The sequence below is a fragment of the Dinghuibacter sp. genome, from assembly GCF_035492835.1.
Lineage (GTDB): Bacteria > Bacteroidota > Bacteroidia > Chitinophagales > Chitinophagaceae > Dinghuibacter.
Window position 1 is genome coordinate 31,660 of the sequence record NZ_DATJIY010000181.1, and the last position, 23,850, is coordinate 55,509.

19 protein-coding genes are annotated in these 23,850 nt (G+C 59.4%); 11 read left to right on the plus strand and 8 right to left on the minus strand.

Going from position 1 to position 23,850, the window contains the following annotated elements:
• Window positions 1-60: 60 nt before the first annotated feature.
• Complete coding sequence (locus VL547_RS17210) at window positions 61-2,046, plus strand: LTA synthase family protein (protein ID WP_325580131.1); 1,986 nt, start codon at window positions 61-63, stop codon at window positions 2,044-2,046.
• Window positions 2,047-2,350: 304 nt separating this feature from the next.
• Here VL547_RS17210 and VL547_RS17215 read toward each other — a convergent pair whose 3' ends face one another.
• From VL547_RS17215 to VL547_RS17225, 3 genes are read right to left on the minus strand one after another with little or no spacing between them, the layout of a single operon-like run.
• Complete coding sequence (locus tag VL547_RS17215) at window positions 2,351-3,091, minus strand: class I SAM-dependent methyltransferase (protein WP_325580133.1); 741 nt, start codon at window positions 3,089-3,091, stop codon at window positions 2,351-2,353.
• Window positions 3,092-3,121: 30 nt separating this feature from the next.
• The gene (locus VL547_RS17220) at window positions 3,122-5,908 is read right to left on the minus strand and encodes an MGH1-like glycoside hydrolase domain-containing protein (RefSeq protein WP_325580135.1); all 2,787 of its coding nucleotides are present in this window, start codon (window positions 5,906-5,908) and stop codon (window positions 3,122-3,124) included.
• Window positions 5,909-5,949: 41 nt separating this feature from the next.
• Window positions 5,950-6,759, minus strand: a complete 810-nt coding sequence (locus VL547_RS17225) for an SDR family oxidoreductase (RefSeq protein ID WP_325580137.1) — start codon at window positions 6,757-6,759, stop codon at window positions 5,950-5,952.
• A 69-nt stretch (window positions 6,760-6,828) separates the two neighbouring features.
• Between VL547_RS17225 and VL547_RS17230 the strand changes: the two genes are divergently transcribed.
• Genes VL547_RS17230 through VL547_RS17240 form a run of 3 tightly spaced genes read left to right on the plus strand, consistent with a single transcriptional unit; the run spans window position 6,829 to window position 9,517 of the window.
• Entirely contained in the window at window positions 6,829-8,457 is a 1,629-nt protein-coding gene (locus VL547_RS17230) for an ABC-F family ATP-binding cassette domain-containing protein (protein WP_325580139.1), read from the plus strand.
• A 60-nt stretch (window positions 8,458-8,517) separates the two neighbouring features.
• A complete protein-coding gene (locus VL547_RS17235; protein WP_325580141.1) occupies window positions 8,518-9,006 on the plus strand; it encodes a hypothetical protein in 489 nt (162 codons plus the stop codon).
• A gap of 19 nt (window positions 9,007-9,025) precedes the next feature.
• The gene (locus VL547_RS17240) at window positions 9,026-9,517 is read left to right on the plus strand and encodes a GtrA family protein (protein ID WP_325580143.1); all 492 of its coding nucleotides are present in this window, start codon (window positions 9,026-9,028) and stop codon (window positions 9,515-9,517) included.
• Window positions 9,518-9,526: 9 nt separating this feature from the next.
• Here the strand turns inward: VL547_RS17240 and VL547_RS17245 are convergent, their stop codons facing one another.
• The gene (locus tag VL547_RS17245; RefSeq protein WP_325580145.1) at window positions 9,527-10,927 is read right to left on the minus strand and encodes a DUF4403 family protein; all 1,401 of its coding nucleotides are present in this window, start codon (window positions 10,925-10,927) and stop codon (window positions 9,527-9,529) included.
• A 3-nt stretch (window positions 10,928-10,930) separates the two neighbouring features.
• The gene (gene purU / locus VL547_RS17250) at window positions 10,931-11,824 is read right to left on the minus strand and encodes a formyltetrahydrofolate deformylase (RefSeq protein ID WP_325580147.1); all 894 of its coding nucleotides are present in this window, start codon (window positions 11,822-11,824) and stop codon (window positions 10,931-10,933) included.
• On the opposite strand from purU, the gene VL547_RS17255 reads away from it, so the two are divergent.
• The gene (locus tag VL547_RS17255) at window positions 11,823-13,031 is read left to right on the plus strand and encodes a hypothetical protein (RefSeq protein ID WP_325580148.1); all 1,209 of its coding nucleotides are present in this window, start codon (window positions 11,823-11,825) and stop codon (window positions 13,029-13,031) included. The genes purU and VL547_RS17255 overlap by 2 nt on opposite strands.
• Here the strand turns inward: VL547_RS17255 and ygiD are convergent.
• Window positions 12,970-13,800: a 4,5-DOPA dioxygenase extradiol gene (gene ygiD / locus VL547_RS17260; protein ID WP_325580150.1), complete on the minus strand. Its 831-nt coding sequence runs from the start codon at window positions 13,798-13,800 to the stop codon at window positions 12,970-12,972. The genes VL547_RS17255 and ygiD overlap by 62 nt on opposite strands.
• 49 nt (window positions 13,801-13,849) lie before the next feature.
• Between ygiD and VL547_RS17265 the strand changes: the two genes are divergently transcribed.
• Together VL547_RS17265 and dnaK are read left to right on the plus strand one after the other, a co-directional pair.
• Window positions 13,850-15,088 (plus strand): TCR/Tet family MFS transporter, encoded by a 1,239-nt coding sequence (locus VL547_RS17265; protein WP_325580151.1) that lies wholly within the window; start codon window positions 13,850-13,852, stop codon window positions 15,086-15,088.
• Window positions 15,089-15,209: 121 nt separating this feature from the next.
• A complete protein-coding gene (dnaK, locus tag VL547_RS17270) occupies window positions 15,210-17,126 on the plus strand; it encodes a molecular chaperone DnaK (RefSeq protein ID WP_325580153.1) in 1,917 nt (638 codons plus the stop codon).
• A gap of 67 nt (window positions 17,127-17,193) precedes the next feature.
• Here dnaK and VL547_RS17275 read toward each other — a convergent pair whose 3' ends face one another.
• Entirely contained in the window at window positions 17,194-17,352 is a 159-nt protein-coding gene (locus tag VL547_RS17275) for a hypothetical protein (protein ID WP_325580155.1), read from the minus strand.
• Between the two features lie 72 nt (window positions 17,353-17,424).
• Between VL547_RS17275 and VL547_RS17280 the strand changes: the two genes are divergently transcribed.
• From VL547_RS17280 to VL547_RS17295, 4 genes are all read left to right on the plus strand, one after another.
• The gene (locus VL547_RS17280; protein WP_325580157.1) at window positions 17,425-20,121 is read left to right on the plus strand and encodes a 4-alpha-glucanotransferase; all 2,697 of its coding nucleotides are present in this window, start codon (window positions 17,425-17,427) and stop codon (window positions 20,119-20,121) included.
• 3 nt (window positions 20,122-20,124) lie between these two features.
• Entirely contained in the window at window positions 20,125-21,150 is a 1,026-nt protein-coding gene (locus VL547_RS17285) for a dipeptide epimerase (RefSeq protein WP_325580159.1), read from the plus strand.
• 69 nt (window positions 21,151-21,219) lie between these two features.
• A complete protein-coding gene (locus tag VL547_RS17290) occupies window positions 21,220-21,495 on the plus strand; it encodes a metalloregulator ArsR/SmtB family transcription factor (RefSeq protein WP_325580161.1) in 276 nt (91 codons plus the stop codon).
• Between the two features lie 151 nt (window positions 21,496-21,646).
• A complete protein-coding gene (locus VL547_RS17295) occupies window positions 21,647-22,816 on the plus strand; it encodes an MFS transporter (RefSeq protein WP_325580163.1) in 1,170 nt (389 codons plus the stop codon).
• On the opposite strand, the gene VL547_RS17300 is transcribed toward VL547_RS17295, so the two are convergent.
• A complete protein-coding gene (locus VL547_RS17300; RefSeq protein ID WP_325580165.1) occupies window positions 22,770-23,759 on the minus strand; it encodes an ROK family protein in 990 nt (329 codons plus the stop codon). The two genes, VL547_RS17295 and VL547_RS17300, sit on opposite strands and share 47 nt — an antisense overlap.
• Window positions 23,760-23,850 lie beyond the last annotated feature (91 nt).

A 23,850-nucleotide genomic window follows, 5' to 3' on the forward strand; every position in this document is an offset into this window, starting at 1 on the left:
TTTGCCCCTTGTGCGTTATGTTTTGGTGAAGGAATCATTAACTCATTATTATCTATTCATATGTTTACATCCCTGCCCAGGTATATGCGGTGGCTTCTCTTTACCGCCGTTGTGTTCCTGGTCGTTATGAGCCTCGCCAGGCTGTTGCTATACCTTACCTATACCTCCACACAGACCTTTGGCCATGTCCTGCCCGCCTTTTGGCTTGGGGTCCGGTATGACCTGCGGGACGTCGGTATACTATCGGTTTTCCTCCTGTTGTTCGGATCGATCCCTGTTTTCCATCCCTACCGGGGCCGCTGGGGCAAAACCGCCTGGTTTGTCATCCTCTGGGTCGCGGCGGTGGTCCTGACGTTTGTCTACGCGTTCGACTTCCAGTACTACGACTATTTGTCACAGCGGCTGAACGCCAGCGTGCTCACGTATATGGGGGACGGGGAAACCTCCCTCAGCATGATCTGGGAAAGTTATCCCGTGATAAAGATATTCCTCACCATCGTCGGCGTAGTACTGATACTCATGGTCGTCCTCCGTTGGGGTTACCGGGTGATCGGCCGAAGCGAGGTTCGCACCTCACGCGCCGCCCGGTGGATCTGGGGCGTGGTTATATTTGTTTTGCTTGCGGGGGGTATCTTCGGTCACATTGGGCAATACCCCCTGCGCTGGAGTGACGCCTTCTCCCTGGCCAGCGACCGTCAGGCGCAGCTGGCGCTGAATCCGTTCCAGAGTTTCTTCAGCTCGATGAAATTCCGTTTCAAGAATTTCGACAAGGACGCGACCCGGAAATATTATCCGATGATGGCGGAGTACCTGGGGGTGGACCGTCCCGACAGTGTGGCGTTGAACTACACCCGCACGGTCGCCCCGCCTACGCCGCTCGCCGCTGTGGCGCGGCCTAACGTGATCCTGGTCATCTGCGAGAGCTTCAGCGGCTATAAAAGCTCGATGTGGGGCAATCCACTCAACACGACGCCCTTCTTCGACTCCCTGTGCGACAGGGGTGTTTTCTTCGATCATTGTTTTACGCCCCACTACGGCACGGCCCGGGGTGTATGGGCCACGGTGACGGGTACCCCCGACGTGGCGATCGACAATACCTCCAGCCGGAACCCGCAGGCGGTCGACCAGCACTCGATCCTCAACGACCTGTCGGGTTACGAGAAGTACTATTTTATCGGGGGGAGCGCCAGCTGGGCGAACATCCGGGGCGTGCTCGAGAACAACCTCAAGGGCCTGCACCTCTACGAGGAGAGCGACTACAAGGCCCCCCGGCTCGACGTCTGGGGCGTCAGCGACAAAAACCTCTTCGTCGAGGCCACGGGCGTGCTGGCCAAACAGAACAAGCCCTTTTTTGCCATCATCCAGACATCCGACAACCACCGGCCGTATACCATCCCCGCCGAAGACCGGAAGGACTTCAATGAGGTGGGCTACCCCGAGGATACGCTGCGTAAATACGGTTTCCAGGAAAACGAGGAGCTCAACGCCTTCCGGTATACCGACTTTTGCTACCGCCGCTTTATCGAAACCGCACAGGGCGCGCCCTGGTTCCGCAATACCGTCTTCGTATTTATCGGGGACCACGGCATACGCGGGGACGCCGGGGATATGCTGCCCCGGGCCTGGACGGACGAAGCGCTGACCTGTTTTCATGTGCCCCTGCTGTTCTATGCGCCGGGTTTGCTGGGCCCCGCCCGGCACACCATGAACTGCTCGCAGGTGGACGTGCTGCCCTCGATCGCGGGTCTGCTGCACGCTCCGCATACCAATACCACCCTGGGCCGGGACCTCTTCCACCCGCGCGACACGACGTCCGACGTCTCGTTCATCATGGACCACGACGCCAAGGAGATCGGCGTCGTGCTCGACGGGTATTACTATGTCCGTCAGATCACCGGCGGCAAGGAGCGGTTTGTGTCGATCCGCGACAACGCGGTCCCCGCCGGGCCTGCCGCGGACAGCCTCGAGGGGCGGATGCGCCGGTTTACGGATGCCTTCTATGAGACGGCGCGGTACCTGCTGGTGAATAATCACAAGAAACCCTGAGCGGGGGCGTTAGGCGCCGCCGCCCCAGCGTTCAACGGCTGCCGTCGCCGCGGGATTTTCCCCGGGTTGCTTGCTTTGAATATAGAATTGTTTTATATTTGAACTATTAAAATCCAACGATCCGGTCTCTAATGAATAAACCGCACCTTCTGGCCACAGGGCATCACGCCTGTCACCCCCTCGACAACATCGTATTTTTTGGTAATTCGGGCCCGACCCGGAAGCCACGGCTTTTATAAATTCCGGCGCCGTAGACGGCGTCGCTTACTTACCCATTATGAACGGGCCCGGGTTTTCCCGGGCCCTATTGCTTTTGCGCAACCATGATCAGCCGCGGGCTTTCATTCATCTTATAGGAGCCGAGCTGGTAATCGCCGAATACCTCCTTGACCTGCATCCCCTGGAAGGCGAGCATCTCGGTGAAGTCGCCGAGGGTGAACTTGGCAATCCTTTCGCAGAACTCCAGCGGGCGGTCGAGCTTTTCGTCCTCGACCTCGATCTTTTTGAAGAAGTGGTTTTCGTCCATCCATTTGGTGATGTGGAAGGCCACGCCCTCCTCTTCGCGTTCCATCTTGTGCTGGAGGTTGTTCTCCCAGAAACGCACGTTCAGGTAGTCGATCACCAGCACGCCCGGTCCGCGGAGGGATTGCGCCATGCTGCGCATCGCGTTGTCGTGCTCGCGCCGGGTATCGAAATAGCCAAAGCTGGTAAAGAAGTTGAACGCATAATCGAAGTACCGTATCCAGAACGGCATACGCATGTCGTGCTGATAAAAGTGGAGCCGGTCGTTCTCGTAAGCCTTGGCGTAAAAGATGCTGTTGGGGGAAAGGTCGATCCCCGTGACGTCATAGCCCAGGGACTGGAGATAGCGCGCGTGACGGCCGCGGCCGCAGGCCACGTCGAGCATCCGCGCGTCGGGGGCGGGACGCAGGTTCGCCAGCAGGGCGTCGATGAAGTCGGCAGCTTCCTGCTCGTTACGACCAGCGTATAGCAGGTGGTAATAGGGTGAATTGAACCAGTCCTTAAACCAGGGTCGTTGGGCCATCGCAGAGGCAAATTTTTCGGGTAAAGATAATCAATTCGGTTGCGCCGGTGCCGCCGGTTGCGTCGCTTGTATCGCTTCCGCCGTTTGTGCCGGCGCTGGCGTCTTGTTCTCGTTCGGGATGGCCTGTGGAGCCGGTCCGGCGGGTGGCGCCATATTGGCCGCCTGCGCCTGGTTGGTCACCGGCACGAGGTCGTCGACGTTGGCGGGTTTGGGCCAGCGGGGTTGGATGACCTTCGCGATCATGCCCGTCCAGCCGGTCTGGTGCGAGGCGCCGAGCCCCATCCCGTTATCCCCGTTGAAGTATTCGTGGAACAGGACGTAGTCCCGGAAATGCGGGTCGGTCTGGCACTTTTCGCGCGTACCGTACACCGTCCGCCGCCCCTCCGCGTCGCGTTTGAAGATCGCGACCAGCCGGCAGCGGAGAAAATCCGCGATCTCGTGCAGGTTGAGGAATTTACCCGAACCGGTGGGGCATTCCAGCGTCATCCCATCCCCATAATAGTAGTGGTACCGAGAGAGCGCTTCGATCAGCAGCGTGTTGATGGGCATCCAGATCGGGCCCCGCCAGTTGGAGTTCCCCCCGAAGAGTGAGCTGTCGCTTTCGGCGGGCAGGTATTTGACTTCCAGGATCTGTCCGTCCACCGGGAACTGGTAGGGATGTTGCAGGTGATACTTGGAGACCGAGCGGATACCGTAGGGGCTCAGGAACTCGGACTCGTCCAGCATTTTTTGAAGGACCGCCTTCATCCGGTGGGCACGCACCAGCCCCAGGAGGCGTTTTTCGTTGTCCCCCCGCTCGTTGAACCGGGTGACCAGACTGGCCAGGTCCGGGCGGTTTTCCAGGAACCATGTCATCCGGGCCTGGAACTCGGGTTGCTGCTTAAGCAGCTTGTCGTCGATCACCTCGACCGCCAGGAGCGGGATCAACCCCACCAGGCTGCGGATCTTGAGGCGTTTGGAGGTGCCATCCCTGGCGCGGATCTGGTCGTAGAAGAACTGGTCCTCGTCGTCCCAAAGCCCCTGGCTCTTATCCCCCAGGGAATCCAGCGCGGCGCCGATGTACAGGAAGTGCGCGAAGAATTTATTGGCCATCTCCACGTACGTCTTGTTGGCTTTGGAGAGCTCCAGTGAAATCCGGAGCATGTTCAGGCAATACATGGCCATCCAGGACGTGCCGTCGGCCTGTTCCACGAGCTGACCTTCGGGCAGCACGATATCCCGGTCGAAAACGCCGATATTGTCCAGGCCGAGGAAGCCGCCTTCAAAGATGTTGTTCCCTTCGGCATCCTTACGGTTTACCCACCAGGTAAAGTTGATGAGGAGCTTGTGGAATAATTTTTCCAGAAAAACGAGATCCCCCCTGCCGCCGTTCTGCTTGGCGTCGATCTGGTACACCCGCCAGACCGCATAGGCGTGTACGGGCGGGTTGGCGTCGCTGAAGTTCCATTCGTAGGCGGGGAGCTGGCCGTTGGGGTGCATAAACCATTCCCGGGTCAGGCTGTAGAGCTGGTTTTTGGCGAAGGCCGGGTCGAGCAGGGTAAACGTGATGGCGTGGAAGGCCAGGTCCCAGGCGGCAAACCAGGGGTATTCCCATTTGTCCGGCATAGATATGATGTGCACCGCCTTGACGTGCTTCCAATTGCTGTTCCGGCCTTTTTTACGGGCGGCCGGAGGCGCCGGTTGTGCGGGGTCCCCGTCGAGCCAATGCTGGACGTTGTAATAGTAGAATTGTTTGTTCCACAGCATGCCCGCCAGCGCCTGGCGGTAGATCAGGCGTTCGTCCCCCGCCTCGATATCGTATTCCAGGTCCTGGTAGAACCGGTCGGCCTCCGCGATGCGTTGGGTCATCAGGTCGTCAAAACCCTTGAAGGGCTGGGCCATGTCCGCCTTGGCCAGCCGCAGCCGGATGGTCACCGACTGGCCGCCGCCCACGGTAAAGGCATAGGAAGCGGCCGCTTTGGTACCCTGGCGGCCGGGGTTGACCGTGGCCTGTCCCGTGACGATATGGTCGTTGATGCCGTCCTTGGGATAGGGGTGGTGGTCGTCGTAGCCAAACAACCGGCGGGCGTTGGTTTCGTTTTCGCAAAAAAGCCATTCCGCGGGGTTTTCCGCGTAGAGGTAGTATCCCTGCAGGTCCCGGTGCTTTACCGACAGCCGTCCGGGACCGTCGGGTTCCAGTACCGGCTTATAAGCGTCATAGCCCCAGTTCCAGGTATTGCGGTACCAGGCCGTGGGCAGCAACCGGATGGGCGCCGGCAGGGTGCCGCGGTTCTCGACGCGGATACGCAGGAGCACGTCTTCGGGGCCGCCCTTGGCGTATTCGACAAATACATCGAAATACTCGTCCTTGTCGAAGATGCCGGTATCCAGGATTTCGAATTCGGGGTCCAGACGCGTCCGCGCGGCGTTCTCCCGCCGCAACCGTTCGTAGGGGTAGGTCGCCTGGGGATACTTGTAGAGCATCTTCATATAGGAATGCGTGGGCGTCCCGTCGAGGTAGTAGTAGAGCTCCTTGACGTCCTCCCCGTGGTTACCTTCCTTGTTGGACAAGCCAAAAAACACCTCCTTTAGGATGGGATCCTTTTCGTTCCACAGCGCCAGCGACAGGCACAGCAGCTGCTGGTCGTCGCAGAAGCCCGCGATACCCTCCTCTCCCCATCGGTAGGTTTTGCTCCTGGACATGTCGTGCGTGGTGTACGACCAGGCGTCCCCGCCCTCGCTGTAGTCTTCCCGTACCGTGCCCCATTGCCGGTCGGATACGTAGGGGCCCCATTTTTTCCAGGCTGGGTCTTCCAGCCGCTGTTGCTCTTCGTTCATCGCTCTTCTATTTTGCACGCGCGCCGCGCACCGCGGGGCGTTTAACCGTTCGTTGAAAATCCTGGGAACAGCGTCATGCCGCCGTCCACAAACAACGTTACTCCGTTCACATAGTCGCTGTCGTCGCTCGCCAGCCAAACCGCGGCCGCGCCGATGTCCTCGACCACGCCGACGCGTCCGTATGGGATGAGCTCCTCGAGCTTGGCTTCGGCCTCGGGGGTCGCCCAGGCCGCGTGGTTGATCGGGGTTTTGATGGCGCCCGGTCCGATGGCGTTGATCCGGATCTTTTTGGGCGCGAATTCCTGGGAGATGGTCTGCATCAGCATATGGATGCCACCCTTGCTGGCGGCGTAGTTGGCGTGGCCGGCCCAGGGTATGATCTCGTGTACGCTGCTCATGCAGATGATCTTACCCAGGGCGCGGGATTTTTCGGGTTGCATGCCCCGGCGCAGGAACTCCCGGACCGCTTCGCGGGCGCACAGGAACTGCCCGGTGAGGTTGACGCCGATCACGGTATTCCATTGGTCCAGGGTCATTTCGGTAAAGGCCGAGTCGCGTTGCAGACCGGCGTTGTTGACAAGTATGTCCACGGTCCCATAGGCGCTCACCACGTCCTTGAACATCCGGACGACCTCGTCCTCTTTGCTGACATCGGCCTGACAGGTCATGCCCTTGCCCCCGGCGGCGGTGATGTCGGCCAGGATGGCCTCTGCGGCGGGTCTGGTGGCGTCCACGGGGTAGTTGAGGACGACGGTGGCGCCGCTGGCGGCCATGGCTTTGGCCACGCCGGCGCCGATGCCGCTGCTGGCGCCGGTAATGAGAGCGACCTGTCGGGAGAGTTTTTGTTCCATGCGGTAGGTGTTAAGGTCCCCTAAGTTCGGCAAAACATTTATCTTTGCGCCCGTTATACGGAGTTTTACATGATCGCAGTAAATAATATAACCCTAGCCTACGGGAAACGGGTATTGTTCGACGAAGTTAACCTCAAGTTTACCAAGGGGAATTGCTACGGCGTGATCGGCGCGAACGGGGCAGGGAAGAGTACTTTTTTGAAAATTTTAAGTGGGGAGATCGATCCCAACAAGGGAACCGTGGACATTACCCCCGGGGAACGCATGGCCGTCCTCAAGCAAAACCACTTTGAATTCGACCAGAATACCGTCCTGGAGACCGTCCTGATCGGCTATAAGAAGCTGTGGGAGGTCATGAAGGAGCGCGAAGCCATATACGCCAAGGACGACTTCACCGAAGCCGATGGCATGCGCGCGGGTGAGCTGGAAGGCGAGTTCGGCGAAATGGGCGGCTATACCGCCGACAGCGACGCCGGCACCCTGCTGGGGGAAGTGGGCGTCGCCGAGGAGTTCCACCAGACGCTGATGAAGGACCTGCCCGGTAACCTCAAGCTCCGCGTCCTGCTGGCCCAGGCGCTGTACGGCAACCCGGACATCCTGCTCCTGGACGAACCGACCAACGACCTGGACGTCACCACCATATCCTGGCTGGAAAACTTCCTGGCGGACTACGAGAACATCGTCATCGTCGTCAGCCACGACCGTCACTTCCTGGACGCGGTGTGTACACACTCGGTGGATGTCGACCGCCAAAAGATCAAGATATACACCGGTAACTACACCTTCTGGTACGAAAGCTCGCAACTGGCCGCGCGTCAGTTGTCCGACAAGAATAAAAAGACCGAGGAAAAGCGCAGGGACCTCATGGACTTTATCGCCCGATTCAGCGCCAACGCCTCGAAGTCCAAGCAAGCCACCTCCCGGAAAAAAGCCCTGGAAAAGCTGGTCATCGAGGACATCCAGCCCTCCACGCGCAAATACCCTGGCATCATCTTCAAACAGGACCGGGAAGTGGGCAACCAGATACTCAACGTCAACGGCTTGTCCAAACGGGCTGAAGAAGGGACGCTCCTCTTTTCCAACGTTACTTTCTCCACGTCCAAGAGCGATAAGATCGCCTTTCTTTCCCGCGACCACCGGGCGCTCACCAGTTTTTTCGACATCATCAACGGGGACGCCAAGGCCGATGCCGGCGCCCTGGAATGGGGCACGACCATTACGAAGGCCTACCTCCCCAACGACAACAGCCCTTTCTTCAAAAACAACCTTCCGCTCCTGGACTGGCTTCGTCAGTTCGTACCAGCCAGCTTTACCGACGTGGACGAAGACTTCCTCCGCGGCTTCTTCGGCAAGATGCTGTTTAGCGGGGACGAGGTGCGCAAAACGACCGGGGTGCTTAGCGGGGGAGAAAAGGTCCGCTGCATGATCAGCCGGATGATGCTGCAGAACCCGAACGTCGTGATCCTGGACGAGCCCACCAACCACCTCGACCTGGAAAGCATCACCGCCTTCAACGACTCGATGATGGACTTCAAGGGCGTGGTGCTCTTCACCACCCATGACCACCAGTTCATGCAAACCGTGGCCAACCGGATCATCGAGATAACCCCCAAGGGGATCATCGATCGCCTGATGACGTATGACGAGTATCTCGAGGACGCGCGGGTCAAGACGCTCCGCGAGGAGCTCTACGCCTAGGGCTAGCCCTCAGCACAATAAGCTGCGACCCAGGGTCGTTTTAGGGTAAATCCCCAGAACATGAAGAGAACTGTTTTGGCGGCTGCCCTCGTGGCAGCCCTTGGCTTTGCCTTACCCGCAAAAGCCCAAACGACGGAGTCGTCATACCAGAACGCCATAGGCGTAGTCTTTGGCTGGTGGGTGGGCGGCGCCCTGTCTCTCAAACACTTCATCAAGGACAATACGGCGATCGAGGCCAGGGTCAGCTTTTACCAGTACGGGGGTGAGGCGGCCGGGCTCTACGAATATTACGGGGACTTTCCGAACGTCCAGAACTTGAGGTGGTACGCGGGGGCCGGCGGGCACTTCGGGGTCTATAACCACGAGTGGTCCAAGGAGTATTCCGGACGTCAGGACGGCGCCTACCTGGGGCCCGATGGTGTCCTCGGGCTGGATTATACATTCGACGGGGCGCCGATCGACCTCAGTTTTGATATACAGCCCCGGTTTGATTTTCCGGGAGCATATTTTAACGTTTGGGGAGGATTGGGTGTGCGATTCGCGTTCTGAGCCTTATTTTCGCGGATACATGAAAAGGTTCCTGTTATCCGTCATCGACTGGTTCTATCCGCCCTTCCGGCGTGTCATGCCCATCCAAACGTTTCGCTACGCAGCCTGCGGAGGCGGGAACACGCTCCTGGATATTTGCATCTACTGGATCAGCTACAAATACATCCTCCACAAGGAGGTCATCATCCACCTGCCCTACCACTACGCCATCTCCCCGGAGATATCCTCGCAGCTGATGGCTTTCTGCGTCAGCTTCCCCACCGGATTTTTCCTGATGCGTAACCTGGTCTTCCCCGAGTCCAACCTCCGCGGCCGGGTGCAGCTCTTCCGCTACCTCCTGCTCGTAGTGGTTTGCCTGTTCCTCAATGTCATCTTCATCAAATTCTTCGTGAGCGTTTGTAACGTGTACCCACCCTTTGCCAAAATACTGGCGACGGTATTCGTGGTGACGTTCTCCTACCTCACCCAGAAACACTTCACCTTCCGGGTGAAGCGGACGCCCACCGCATAACCGCCCGACCTACCACGTAAGGTTATCGACGAAGACGTCCAGCTCCCCGGAAGCCTGGCACCGTATGTCCATCTCCGACAGCCCGACGCCGAGCCGGAGCAGCACGATACGGTCGAGCTGCCCGCTGGTGTGGATGCCCTTGACGATGGGCTGGTTGAGCTGCGTGTTGGCCTTGGCGCGGATCTGCTCCAGGTAGTCCCGGATAGGGAATCGCGTATAGGTCCGGAGCTCCTTGAGGATCTTTTTACTGAACAGCCAGGACGCGGTGCGGATCAGGAGGTTGTTGGTCTCCAGGTGGTAGTCCAGGTCGGTCACGTCGAGGATACCGGCGGCGGTGTCCAGGACGGGCACGCCGCTGAGGAAGAACGTGCCGCTTTGGGAACCGCTGAACTGCATTCGGATGCCTATGTGGCCGCGGTCGAGGGACATCAGCGAGCACTTGTCGATGGTGATGCTGTGGTTGTCCACGTTGAACGTCTGGTGCGCTAGCTGGGCGTTGAGGATGGACGACAACGAGTCATAGTCGAGCCGGGCGTCCAGGTAGACGTTGAAGCCGTGGCGGGGCGTGAAGTCCGACAGGTTCGGCACCGGGGTCACGGTGTCCTTCATCGGCGTGAGGCTGATCAGCGGCCGTCCCGAAATACCCACTGAAAGGTACAGCGTGTCGTTCCGGGCGACGAGGTCGCTGATCCGCAGTCGTTCCGGCTGGAGGCGGAGGTAGCCCACGTTGTAGAGACGGTAGCTGGTCCATAGTTTTTGCCACAGCTGTTGGAACTGCGGACGCAGGTCGAGCTTGGCCAGCGTATCCTGGATACCCCAGCCGGCGGTATCCATCTGGGCGTTGATGGCGGCGATGACCTGGTTGGTGATGTCCTGCCCCCAAAAACAAACCGTGCATTTGTCGAGCGGCGTGGAGGGCAGGCGGGTAACCTTTGCCTGTACGGTGTAGTCGGGCTTCAGGGCGAACCGCATCGTAAAACCGACGTCTACGCGCCGCGCGCCTTCTTTACCGGCGCCGCAGCTGCAGTCGGGCGTCCAGGGGGAATAGGCCGCGGTGCCGGAGCAAAGACGCGTGGAGGCATCGATCTGGTAATATCCCGTGAATTTCAGGTCCATGCTGTTCCCCAGCGCCGTTATCCGCAGGTGGCCGCGGCGGAACCGGTACATATAACGGGTGTCGCAGCTGGGCTGATAATAGGCGACAGGCCAGCCCGGCGAATGGTACACCGTGTCGACCTTTTCCTCCATGAGGTGGTAAAGGGCCTTCATGTTGACCCGGATGGGGATGTCGATGTCGCTCATGGGGAGGGTGTCAGCTCCCGTCTTAATCAACGTATCCGAGGGTCTGATCTCCTGGGCTTTTACGAGGAACGCCGGTATGAGCAGCAGCAGGGTAAGGAACCGTTTCATACACTATTCAAAAACGATGGTTTTATTGTGTGTAATAAAAACCCGGTCCTCGAACACCAGCTGGAGGGCCTTGGCCAGCACCGAGGTCTCAATCTCCTTGCCGGCGCGGACCATGTCGGCCGGGGTGAAGGTGTGGTTGACCGGGATGATCTGCTGGGCGATGATCGGTCCTTCATCCAGGTCGTTGGTGACGAAGTGGGCCGTGGCGCCGATCAGCTTGACGCCCCTTTCGAAGGCTTGGCGGTAGGGGCTCGCGCCCACGAAAGCCGGCAGGAACGAATGGTGGATGTTGATGATACGGTGCGGATAGCGTTCCACGAAAGACGGCGACAATATCCGCATGAACTTGGCCAGCACGATGTAGTCGAACACGTAATCCACCAACACCCCGTTCAATGCGGTCTCGAAGGTTTCCTTGTCCTTGCCTTCGTGGGTGACGAGCCGGAAGGGCATGGAAAAACGATGGCATATATCCCCCAGCAGCGCATGATTCCCGACGACGCATTGCACGCTGGCGCCCAGGGTGCCGAAGTGGTTGCGGAGCAGGATGTCGCCCAGGCAATGGTACTCCCTGGTGACCAATACGACGATGCGTTTGTGCGGTTCGGGGTTGACGCGCACGAGCGCGCCGGCGGGCAGAACCAGCGCCAGCTCCCGCTGAAGCCGTTGCGCGTCGACGGCCGCGGTCTCATCCGCCGCCACAGTCACATCCGCCGCCGGGGCGCCTTCCACGACGAGTCGCGCGAAAAACGCCTGCTGCGCCGCATCCACGTTTTCGCGGATCGACACGATGTTCAGCCCGTGCCCCGCCAGCACTGCGGAAATCGCCGCGACAAGCCCTACCTGGTCCTTACACTGGATCACGATGATCATGCTGTAATATAGTAAATTGCGCATGTTGCGGCACATTAAGGAAATAGCACTAACGGGCGTTTTGGCGGCGCTGTTCGCGGCGCGGGCGGTGGCGGCCCCCGCCGATTCCGCGGTCGCGCGTTTGCTGGATCGGCTGGAAGCCCTGCAGGTCCGCCAGGATGGTTTTTTCTACGCCGGCACGTTCCCCACGACCCGGACCTGGGGCGGTACCCCGGGTTGGCAAAAGGAGGACAATTCCATTTTTTATACCGGGCTGATCGTCTTTACCCTCCGCCAGCTGCGCCCGATGCTCGAGGCTCCGGAACGGATCCGGTGCGACAGCATCATCGCCCGCGCGCTCAGGGCCTACCCGCGTTACCTGAACGCGCGGGGGCGACCCACGTATAATTTCTGGCCCACGGAACACCCCGTTTTTTTCCCAAACTCGACCATCCTTGCGCAATTCAAAAACAAGGACATAACCGACGACCTGGACGACACCAGCATTTTGTGGATGGGGGAGGGGATACCCGACAGCACCGCCCGTATCCTAAAGGCCCTGATGGAAGCCCATGCCGGCGGTCCGGCGCGTCCCGCGCGCGGCTCCTACAAGGCGGTCCGGGACCTCCCCGCGTACTCTGCATGGTTTGGCGTCAGGACCCCCACCGAGCTGGACGCGGGGGTGCTTTGCAACGTGTTGTATTTCGTGCGGTTCGCTGGTCTGCGGTTTACCGCGGCAGACAGCGCCACGGAGCAGTTCCTGCGTTACATCGTTGCGGAACGCAAGTATTGGAAGGACCCGGCGTTTGCGTCGACCTATTACCCGAGGACCCCGGTATTGATATATCATATTTCCCGGTTGATGGGGCGGTTTACCATCGACAGCCTGGAGCCTTACCGGCCGCAATTGATAGCGGATGCGCGGCGGGCCATGGCGGACACGCACAGCGCGATGGACCGGGTGATCCTGGCGACGGCGCTGATGTGGTTGGGCGACACTGCCACCGCCGACACCGCCACCGTCGGGCTACCAGCGGACCCCGACGCAGAGCGATTTCCCTTTTACATCGCCAACCTCGCCTCCCTGTTCCCGCGGATGTTCCGCCGGCTGGCGCTCCACGCGCCGTTCTCCATCTACCATTTTTATTGTCCGGCGTATAACGACGCCCTGGTGTTGGAATACCTTACGCTCAGGCGGTCCCGATCTGGAGGGACGTCATCGACACCGACCCCATCACCGTCCGGTCGTTAAAGAACGAGACGGGCTCGCCCGGCTGCTGCAGACCCAGCACGTATAACAAAGGGAGGTAGTGCTCGGGTGTCGGGATGGCCAGCCCGACTTCCCGCCCCAGCGCGTCGTAGCGGGCGAGCGCCCCGGCGTCTCCTGCCCGGATCAGGGTGTTGAAGCGTTCCTGGGCGGCGGCCGCCCAGTCGTAGGCGCCGTCGGGTAATTGCCAGTTCATCATCCGAAGGTTGTGTACCATGTTTCCGCTGCCGATGACCAGGATGCCCTTGCGACGTAGTGCCTGCAATTCCCGGCCGAGCTCGTAGTGGCGCGACGCGGGTTGCGTATAGTCGATGCTCAGCTGCAATACCGGTATGTCTGCCTGGGGATACATATGCCGGGTAACCGTCCAGGTGCCGTGGTCGAGCCCCCAGTCATGATCCAGGAGCGGCGCCGCCGGCCGGAGCAGCTCCGCGGTAGCCTCCGCCAGGGCCGGGTCGCCAGGCGCGGGATACGTCACCGCCGATAGTTCCGGCGGAAAACCATAGAAATCATGGATCGTTTTGGGGGCCTCCATGGCGGTGATCCGCGTCCCCCGGGTAAACCAATGGGCCGACATGCACAAGACAGCTTTGGGCTGTGGTATTTCCCGTCCTATCTCCGCCCAGCGCCGGCTGAAGGCGTTGTCTTCGATCCCGTTCATGGGGGAGCCGTGCCCGATGAAAAGCGCGGGCGTCAGCCGCTCCTGCGGTTCCAGCTTGTCGGTAAAGGCCCGGAATTCGGAAAACGTATTCATATCATAAAGGTACGGCGGAAATAATTTGCCTATTTTGTGCGCTATGGCCATGCAAAAGCGATCCGCGGCAATCGGGTTCATCTTCGTCACCTTGATGTTAGACACCATCGGATTTGGGTTGTTAATCCCCGTTTTCCCCGATCTTATACGGCAGCTTAAACACTGCAGCGTGAGTGAAGCCGCCGAATATGGGGGCTGGCTCATTACGCTCTACGCGGCCATGCAATTCGTATTCGCGCCCGTCCTGGGAAACCTGAGCGACCGGTATGGCCGCCGTCCCGTCCTCCTTTTCTCCCTGCTGGGGTTCGGGCTGGATTATTTGTTCCAGGGCTTTGCACCGACGCTGGGATGGCTATTCGTGGGCCGCGCGATCGCGGGGATGACCGGGGCCAGCTTCACTACCGCCTCGGCCTACATCGCTGACATAAGCACGCCCGAAAACCGGACACAGAACTTCGGCTTGGTCGGGGTGGCCTTTGGGGTGGGGTTTATCATCGGACCGGCCATCGGCGGGCTGCTGGGGGACTGGGGGCTGCGGGTTCCGTTTTTTGTGGCCGCCGGCTTTAGCCTGCTCAATTTGCTCTTTGGATATTTCATCCTCCCGGAATCGCTGCCAAAGGAGAAGCGCCGCGCCTTTGACTGGAAACGGGCCAACCCGGTGGGCTCCCTGCTGAGCCTTGGAAAATACCCGGCGCTGTGGGGGCTTTTCGTCTCGCTGCTGTTTTTGTACCTGGCGGCCTATTCCGTGCAGACCACCTGGCCCTATTTCAACGAGGAGAAATTTCATTGGACTAAGTCGCAGATCGGCTTTTCCCTCGGTGTGGTGGGCGTCGTAACGGCCCTGGTTCAAGGGGTGCTGATCCGGAAAACCGTCCCCTTGCTGGGTCCTCAAAAAAGCATCTATACCGGGCTGCTGCTGTATACCTCGGGGCTCATATTGTTTGCCTTCGCCCCCCAAGGGTGGATGATGTACGTCTTCCTGGTGCCCTATTGCCTCGGTGGAATCGCCGGACCCGCGCTCCAAAGCACCCTGTCCGGGCACGTACCCGCCGACGAGCAGGGGGAGCTCCAGGGCATGTTGACCAGCATAATGAGCATGGCGGCCATCATAGGTCCGCTTATGATGACCGGGCTCTTCCACTACTATACCCGACCGCACGGGAAAATCTATTTCCCGGGGTCCCCTTTTTTGGCAGGGGCTATCTTTATGGTGTGCAGTATTGTCATCGCCTGGTGGACCCTTCGGGGGGAGGCTGCCGAGGCGGCGCCCGCCAAAGGCCGGCCCTGACGCGGCAAATGCACGTCCAGCGGGACCTCAGACAATTACCTGACATTTTTGCATCCTGCCTTGCCTTGGCATAATGATTGACGCCTGTATAGGAAATTTCTGACTAAAGTATCATTACTATATGGGAAAGATTATTGGTATCGACCTGGGAACAACTAACAGTTGCGTTGCCGTTATGGAAGGCAACGAGCCGGTGGTCATCGCAAATGACGAAGGCCGGCGCACCACCCCCTCCGTGGTGGCATTTTTGAAAAACGGGGAACGGAAGGTGGGAGACCCGGCCAAGCGTCAGGCGATCACCAATCCCGTCAACACGATCATGTCCGTAAAGCGCTTCATGGGTAGGAAATACAATGAAGTGCTGGAAGAGATCAAGCACGTCAGCTACAAGGTAGTGCAAGGTGACAACAATACGGTGCGCATCGACATCGATGGCCGTCTCTATACGCCGCAGGAAATCTCCGCGATGATCCTGCAAAAGATGAAGAAAACCGCTGAAGACTACCTGGGTCAGGAAGTATCCGAGGCCGTTATCACGGTTCCCGCCTACTTCAACGACGCCCAGCGCCAGGCCACCAAGGAGGCCGGTGAGATCGCCGGGCTGAACGTCCGCCGGATCATCAACGAGCCGACCGCCGCCGCCCTGGCCTATGGCCTGGACAAGAAGCACCAGGACATGAAGATCGCCGTCTTCGACTTAGGGGGCGGTACCTTCGACATCTCCGTCCTCGACCTGGGCGACGGGGTATTCGAAGTAAAGTCCACCAACGGGGACACCCACCTCGGCGGGGACGACTTCGACAAGGTCATCATGGACTGGCTGGCCGACCAATTCAAGGCCGACGAAGCCGTCGACCTGCGCAAGGACCCGATGGCCTGGCAGCGCCTGAAGGAAGCCGCTGAAAAGGCGAAGGTAGAGCTCTCTTCCTCCTCGGAAACCGAGATCAACCTGCCCTACATCACCGCCGTCGACGGGGTGCCCAAGCACCTGGTCAAGAAGCTGACCCGCGCCAAGTTCGAACAGCTCTCCGACTCGCTCTTCGAGCGTTGCCTGAAGCCGTGCGAGCAGGCCCTCAAGGACGCCGGCTATAAGCCCGCCGACATCGACGAGGTCATCCTCGTGGGTGGTTCTACCCGTATCCCCAAAGTACAGGAGCTGGTAGAGAAGTTCTTCGGCAAGAAGCCCAACAAGGGCGTAAACCCCGACGAAGTGGTAGCCGTTGGCGCCGCTATCCAGGGCGGTGTCCTGACCGGGGAGGTAAAAGACGTACTGCTCCTGGACGTTACCCCGCTCAGCCTGGGTATCGAAACCATGGGTGGCGTGATGACGACCCTGATCGGCTCCAACACCACTATCCCGACCAAGAAATCGGAATCCTTCTCCACGGCTTCCGACAACCAGCCGGGTGTACAGATACACGTCCTCCAGGGCGAACGCTCCCTGGCCAAGGACAACAAGAGCCTGGGTACCTTCAACCTCGACGGTATTCCCCCGGCGCCGCGCGGAGTACCCCAGATCGAAGTCACCTTTGACATCGACGCCAACGGTATCCTGCACGTAAGCGCCAAGGACAAGGGCACCGGTAAGGAACAAAAGATCCGGATCGAAGCCGGTAGCGGTTTGAGCAAGGAAGAAGTCGAAAAGATGAAGGCCGAAGCAAAGGCCAACGAAGCCACCGACAAGGCGGCCAAGGAAAAGATCGAAAAGCTCAACCAGGCCGACAGCCTGATCTTCCAGACGGAAAAACAGCTGAAGGAATTCGGCGAGAAGATCCCGGCCGACAAGAAGGCCCCGATCGAAAACGCCCTCAACCGCCTGAAGGAAGCGCACAAGTCGCAAGATGTGTCTTCCATCGACGGCGCCGTCGAAGAAATGAACAAGGCCTGGACAGCAGCCTCCGAAGAAATCTACAAGGCCAGCCAAGGCGCCCAGGGCCCCGGCGCCGAGGGCCACGACCAAGGCGGTCAATCGACCTCCGGTAACGGTGCCGCCCAGGGCGACCAGGTTACGGACGCCGAGTATGAAGAAGTGAAGTAAGTAAACGGTCCCCAATAGAAAAAGGCCGCTCAGCGATGGGCGGCCTTTTCCATTATCGATAGAAAGGTTAGATGATGTCGATCGCCTTTACGAAGAAATAGCACACAAACGGTAACAAATAGACGTTGGTAAAGCCCACTTCCATGGCGAGATAGATGTAGACGGGCACGCTAATGAGGAACAGGACCCACCAAATGAGCGTAGATTTTTTCGTGTTGGTTTCCATCGTATTTCCGGTTTTATCGGCACGAAGATACAGGTTTTCTGTATTTTTCCGCTTTAAAATGAGGCGGTGCTGATGATAGTGCACTTTTATATACGTTTTCACACTCAATACGGACAATCCCTTTTACTTAGCGGCAACCATCCTTTACTGGGAGAAGGCGACCTTTCCAGGGCGCTTCCCATGCAATACCTCAACGAGCAATTCTGGCACGTGTCGATCGAAGTAAAAAGCGTGGACGAGCCATTGCAATACAAGTACGTCCTGAGGACGGAGGACGGGCTGCTGACCGAAGAGTGGGGGAACGACCGGGTGATCGACCACGAGTCGCGGCCGGTCAGCGAGATCCGGTTGATCGATACGTGGGACTTCGCCGGCGAATACGAAAACGTTTTTTATACGCTGCCCTTTCAGCAGACCCTGCTCCTGGAGAGCAAGGGGGCGAGCCGGAAGATCAAGTGGCCGGAAGAATATACCCACGAGTTCCGGGTGAAGGCGCCCTTGCTGAGACCCAACGAGGTGCTGTGTATGATCGGTAGCAGCGCGGGCACGGGCGCCTGGTCGTCGACGGATCCCATGCTCGGCAAGCGGGAAAACAACTGGTGGGTGTTCCGGTTCGACCTCTCGGGGGACGTTTTCCCCCTGGCCTATAAATATGGCGTATACGATATAGAGACCGGCGCCTTCCTTCAATATGAAGGGGGGGACAACCGCATCCTTTTCGAGGCCAGCGGGCACGACAAGATCAAGATCATGCACGATGGCTTTGTCCGCCTGCCCAACAACGTTTGGAAGGGCGCGGGGGTGGCCATTCCCGTATTCAGCCTCCGGACCGGGGATAGCTTTGGGGTAGGGGAGTTTACCGACATCGCCCTGCTGGTGGATTGGGTCAAGCTGACGGGGATGAAGCTGATCCAGCTCCTCCCCGTCAACGATACCGGTGCGACCGGCACGTGGGTGGACTCGTATCCGTACGCGGCGATCTCGGCCTACGCCCTTCACCCGCTCTACCTGAACATTGGCCGGGTCGCCGGCAAGCAACACGCCAGCCTGCTCAAAAACTACAAGAAAAAACAAAAGGAGCTCAACGCCCGGCCGGAGCTGGAATACGAGACCGTAATGCAGTGCAAGCTGGAGACGCTCCGGAAGATATACGAGCGCGTGGGCGCCAGTTTCGAAGAGCACCCGGACTACCAGCGCTACTTCGAAAAAAACCGCCACTGGCTCGTCCCCTACGCCGCCTTTTGTTATTTCCGGGACGTGTACGGGACGACCGATTTCTATAGCTGGAAGGAGCACGCGCAATACGATGCCGCGGCCGTAGCCGCCTTTGTCGAGCCGGGACAACCCCAGTATGCCGACATCGCGTTTTACTATTTTACCCAGTACCACCTCCACCTCCAGCTGACCGAGGCGGTGCACTACGCCCACCAGCAGGGTATCATCCTGAAGGGCGACATCCCCATCGGCATCTATCGGTACAGCTGCGACGCCTGGCTGGCCCCGGGGCTATACAACATGACCCTGCAGGCGGGGGCGCCTCCCGACGCCTTTGCGGTCCGGGGCCAGAACTGGAGTTTCCCCACCTATAACTGGCAGGCGATGCACGCCGACGGTTACGAATGGTGGAAGAGCCGGTTCGAACAGATGAGCCACTACTTTGACGCCTTCCGGATCGACCATATCCTGGGTTTTTTCCGCATCTGGAGTATCCCCATGCACGCGGTCGAAGGCATCATGGGACGGTTCGTCCCGGCGCTGCCGGTGATGGTGAACGAGTTCGCGGACAAACACATTTCGTTTGAACCGACCCGTTATACGATGCCCTACATCACCGAAGACGTGCTTTGGGAGATGTTCGGCTCCAACAAGGACCACTTCCACGAATTCCTGCACCCGGTCGGACCCGACGGGAGGTACCGGCTGAAAGACGAATTCGCCACCCAGCGCCAGGTAGAGCTCCACTTCGCGGACGTCATCGCCAGCGAGAATACGCAGTTCCTGAGGCAGGGCTTGTACGACCTGATCAGCAACGTCATCCTGTTCGAGGAAAACGGCAGTAACCAAACCCGCTTCCATTTCCGCTTCGGGATGGAGCAGACGCCATCCTTCAAACACCTCCACCCGGAAGAACGGACGGCGGTCTATGAACTATACGTGGACTATTACTTCCGCCGCCAGGACGACTTCTGGATGAAGGAAGCGATGGAGCGCCTGCCCGCCCTGAAACGCGCGACCAACATGCTCATCTGCGGGGAAGACCTGGGCCTGGTGCCGCACTGCGTCCCCGAGGTCATGCGCCAGCTGGGTATACTCAGCCTCGAGGTACAACGCATGCCCAAGACCCTCGGGGCGGAATTCGCCAGCCCCGGCCAGGCGCACTACCTGAGCGTCGTCACGCCATCTACCCACGACATGAGCACCATCCGCGGCTGGTGGGAGGAAGACCGGGCCCGTACCCAGCGCTTCTTCAACACCGTGCTGGGACAACCCGGGGACGCGCCTTTCTTTTGCGAGCCGGAGATCAACCGCATGATCGTCGACCAGCACCTGCATTCGGGGGCCATGTGGAGCATCTTCCAGCTCCAGGACATCCTCGGCAGCGACGGACGTCTCCGCAAGGAAAACCCCCAGTCGGAGCGCATCAATATTCCGGCGAACGCCAAGCACTACTGGAGATACCGCATGCACCTTCCGCTCGAAGAGCTGGCGGCGGAGAAAGACTTTAACGAGGCATTCCGGGCCAGCCTGTTCCGGGCGGGGAGGGGATAAGCTATGAGAGTCCGCACCGCCGTTTCCAACCTCCCGTTCCAGTATCCCTTCACCATATCCAAGGGTACGAAAACGCACCAACCCTCCCTGCTGATCGAGCTCGAAGGCCTCGGACAGCGCGGTTACGGGGAAGCCCCGGCCATCGCCTATTACGACGTCACCACCGACAAGATGCTCGCGGCGCTTACCGCCAAGCGCGTCTTTGTGGAGAAGTTCGCCTTTACCGACCCCGAGCGCTACTGGCACTACTTGCACCACTTGTTACCGGGCGACCCTTTCCTGGTTTGCGCCCTCGACATCGCCGCCTGGGACCTTTTTGGCAAGCTCAAACGCGCGTCGCTGCAAAAGCTGTGGGGGCTCGACGCGGCCGGCGCGCCGGTTACCGATTACACGATCGGCATAGATGCGCCGGAGCGCATGGTGGAAAAGATGCTCGCCAAACCGTGGCCGGTCTATAAGGTCAAGCTCGGCGCTCCCGACGACCTCGACATCGTCCGAAAGCTGCGCGCCCACACCGACATGCCTTTCCGGGTAGACGCCAACGCCGCCTGGTCCCTGGATGAGGCGTTGTTGAAAATTCCCGCGCTCGCGGACCTCGGCGTCGAATTGGTCGAGCAGCCGCTGGCAAAGGATAATTGGGAAGGTATGAAGACGCTATATGCGGCGTCGCCCCTCCCGCTGTTTGCCGACGAAAGCTGCGTATTCGAGGCGGACGTCGATCGCTGCGCCGGGTTTTTCCACGGCATCAACATCAAGCTCACCAAATGCAGCGGGTTGACTCCCGCGCGTCGTATGGTCACCCGCGCCCGGGAATTGGGGTTACGAGTCATGGGCGGCAGCATGAACGAAACGTCCATTGGCACCGCGGCCCTGGCGGCGCTCGGACCGCTGCTCGACTACGCGGATTTCGACGGGCCCCTGCTGCTCGACGGCGATGCCGCAACGGGGTTGGCTTTTACAGACGGTCGCGTTGTGCCCTCGGGCCAGCCGGGGCTGGGTATCCGGGTGAATGAGGGGATTTTTTCGTGACGCCGCACGCCACCGGGTGTGTTACATAGAAACATTGAAATGTTTCGATATTTCCCTTATCTTTGTGGGGTGAAGAGTGACGTACAAATAGAAAAAATCTCCAAGGCGCTCAGCGACGCCAGCCGGATTGCTATCCTGCAGCAGCTCCGGACGAGGGATTGTTTGTACTGCCAGGAAGTCTACGACTTTCTCGACCTGACGCAGCCGTCCATCTCCCACCACCTGAAATTGTTGGTGGACGCGGGTTTGCTGATCCCGATCAAAGAGGGCCGGAACCTGAAGTACAAGCTCAACGAGCCGGTACTGAACGATTACATTGCCAGTTTGAATGGATTAAAGGGCTAGCCGCCGTACGGCCTGCCCGTTGGGGGTGTGCCGCCGCACGACCGCCCGAGGAAAACGCACCGCCGCACGGTTCGCGGAAAACGTGCCGCCGCACGGCCTTACTGCGGAAACGTATGCTGTAACACATCGAAACATTTGAATATATAAATCTATGAAGAAGTCCATTTACTTCATGGCGCTCGGCGCCTTCGGCATCATCACCACGGAGTTCGGCGTGATCGGCATCCTGCCGCAACTGGCGGAAAGATTCAACATATCATTGGATACCGCGGGCTGGCTGATCAGCGGATTCGCGCTGACGGTCGCCCTTTTCGGCCCGTTCATGACGATGCTCACGGCTCGGGTCAACCGCAAGGTCATCATGTGCGCGGTGCTGGCGGTGTTCGTGTTGTCCAACGCGCTATCGGCCCTGGCGCCCAACTTCACGGTGCTGATGATCGCGCGCATCCTTCCGGCCTTCCTGCACCCCGTTTTCTGGGCGGTTTCCGTATCGGCCGCCGCCAAGGCCGCCGGTCCCAAAGAAGCGCCCAAGGCGGTTTCGATCGTCATGGCCGGTTTGAGCGTGGCCACGGTGCTGGGTGTGCCGGTGACGACTTATGCGGCCGACTTGTACGGCTGGCAGGCGTCTTTCGTGCTCGCGGGGATCGTCAACCTGCTGGCGCTGGCCGCGCTGATGATCGGCGTGCCGTCGATGCCGGCTGACGCCAAAACGGCATCCGAAAAGGGCGAGAACGTTTTGGCCAGCCCCCAGCTATGGGTGAAGATCGTCGCCTCGATCGTAGCGGTGGCGGGGATGTTCGCGACCTATGGATACCTGGCGGGATTCCTCGACAAGGTATCGCATATGAGCGGCGTGCAGGTGAGCATCATGCTGCTGGTGTTCGGCGCCACGGGGATCGTCGGGAACTGGGCGATGGGCATCGCGCTCAGCAAAAACGTACAAGCCACGACGCGCTGGTTCCTGGCCTCGCTGATCGTGACCCACGTGCTGGCCTACACGCTGGGCGGCCTCTTCGTCCCCATGGTGGTATTGCTGTCCGTCTGGGGCTTTATCCATACGGGGGGCTTTCTGGTGGTGAACCTCCACGTAACGCACGACGTACCGCACCACGGGCTGGAATCGGTGAACGGCCTGCTGCCGTCGGCATTCAACGCGGGAATAACCCTGGGCACCCTGCTGGGCGGTTTTGTCATCGCCCACTACGGGATCCGCCAGGTGGTTTGGGCCAGCGTGCCTTTGCTCACACTGGCCTGGGCGCTCAGCTTTGTGAAACTCAGTCCTTTTTCAGCTCCCATACCAGCGCGCTCGCTCCAAGGATAGCCGCGTCGGCTTCCTTCAGCTCGCTGAACACCAGCTTGACTTTATTCTGGAAGATCGGGAGCAGGTTCTTCTCCATGCTCGCCTTGGTCGGTTTGAGGAGCAGGTCTCCGGCCTTGGTCAGCCCGCCGAACAGGACGATGGCCTCGGGTGAAGAGAACATCACGAAATTGGCCAGCGACATGCCGAGGATTTCGCCGGTATACCGGAAGACCTCGCCCGCGATGGCGTCGCCCTTGACGGCGCATTCAAACACGATACGGCTGTCGATCTCGTCCGCGGGGTAGTCGCGCAACAGGGACGATGAACCGGGGTCCTTGTCCAGGAACTCCCTGGCGGTGCGGGCAACGCCGGTGGCGGAGGTATAGGCTTCGAGCGAACCGTGGGCCCCGGTCCCGGGGTGATAGCGGCCGCCCGGGATGACGATGTTGTGTCCCAATTCACCGGCGAAACCGTCGTGACCATAGATCAGCTGGCCGTTGGCGACGATACCGCTGCCGACCCCGGTACCCAGCGTGATCATGATGAAGTCCTTCATGCCCTTGGCCACCCCGTACATCATTTCCCCGACGGCGGCGGCATTGGCGTCGTTCGTCAGAGCCGTAGGCAATCCGAACTTCTTTTGCATGATCTCGGCCAGCGGGATGATACCCTGGAACTTCAGGTTAGGAGCGTATTCGATGGTGCCGTTGTAATAATTCCCATTGGGGGCGCCCACGCCGATGCCCCGGACGTATTGCAAGCCCCCTACGTGCTCGATCGCCGGTAGCAGGGCTTCGTAAAGCTCCTCGATGTAGGGTTCGATGGTATCGTGCTTGCGGGTCGAAATAGCGCCGCGGTAACGGATGTCCCCCCTATGATCGACCATGCCAAAGACGGTGTTCGTGCCGCCGATGTCGATGCCGATCGCATAGTCCTTTCTGTTGTTCTTGGCTTGCATTGTCATTAGTCAACTTTTACGGGCGGCCGAAGTCCGCCCGGGGCGGGAAATTAAACCGTTTTTAGTAATGATTAGCTAAAACGTTTAAATTTAGTTA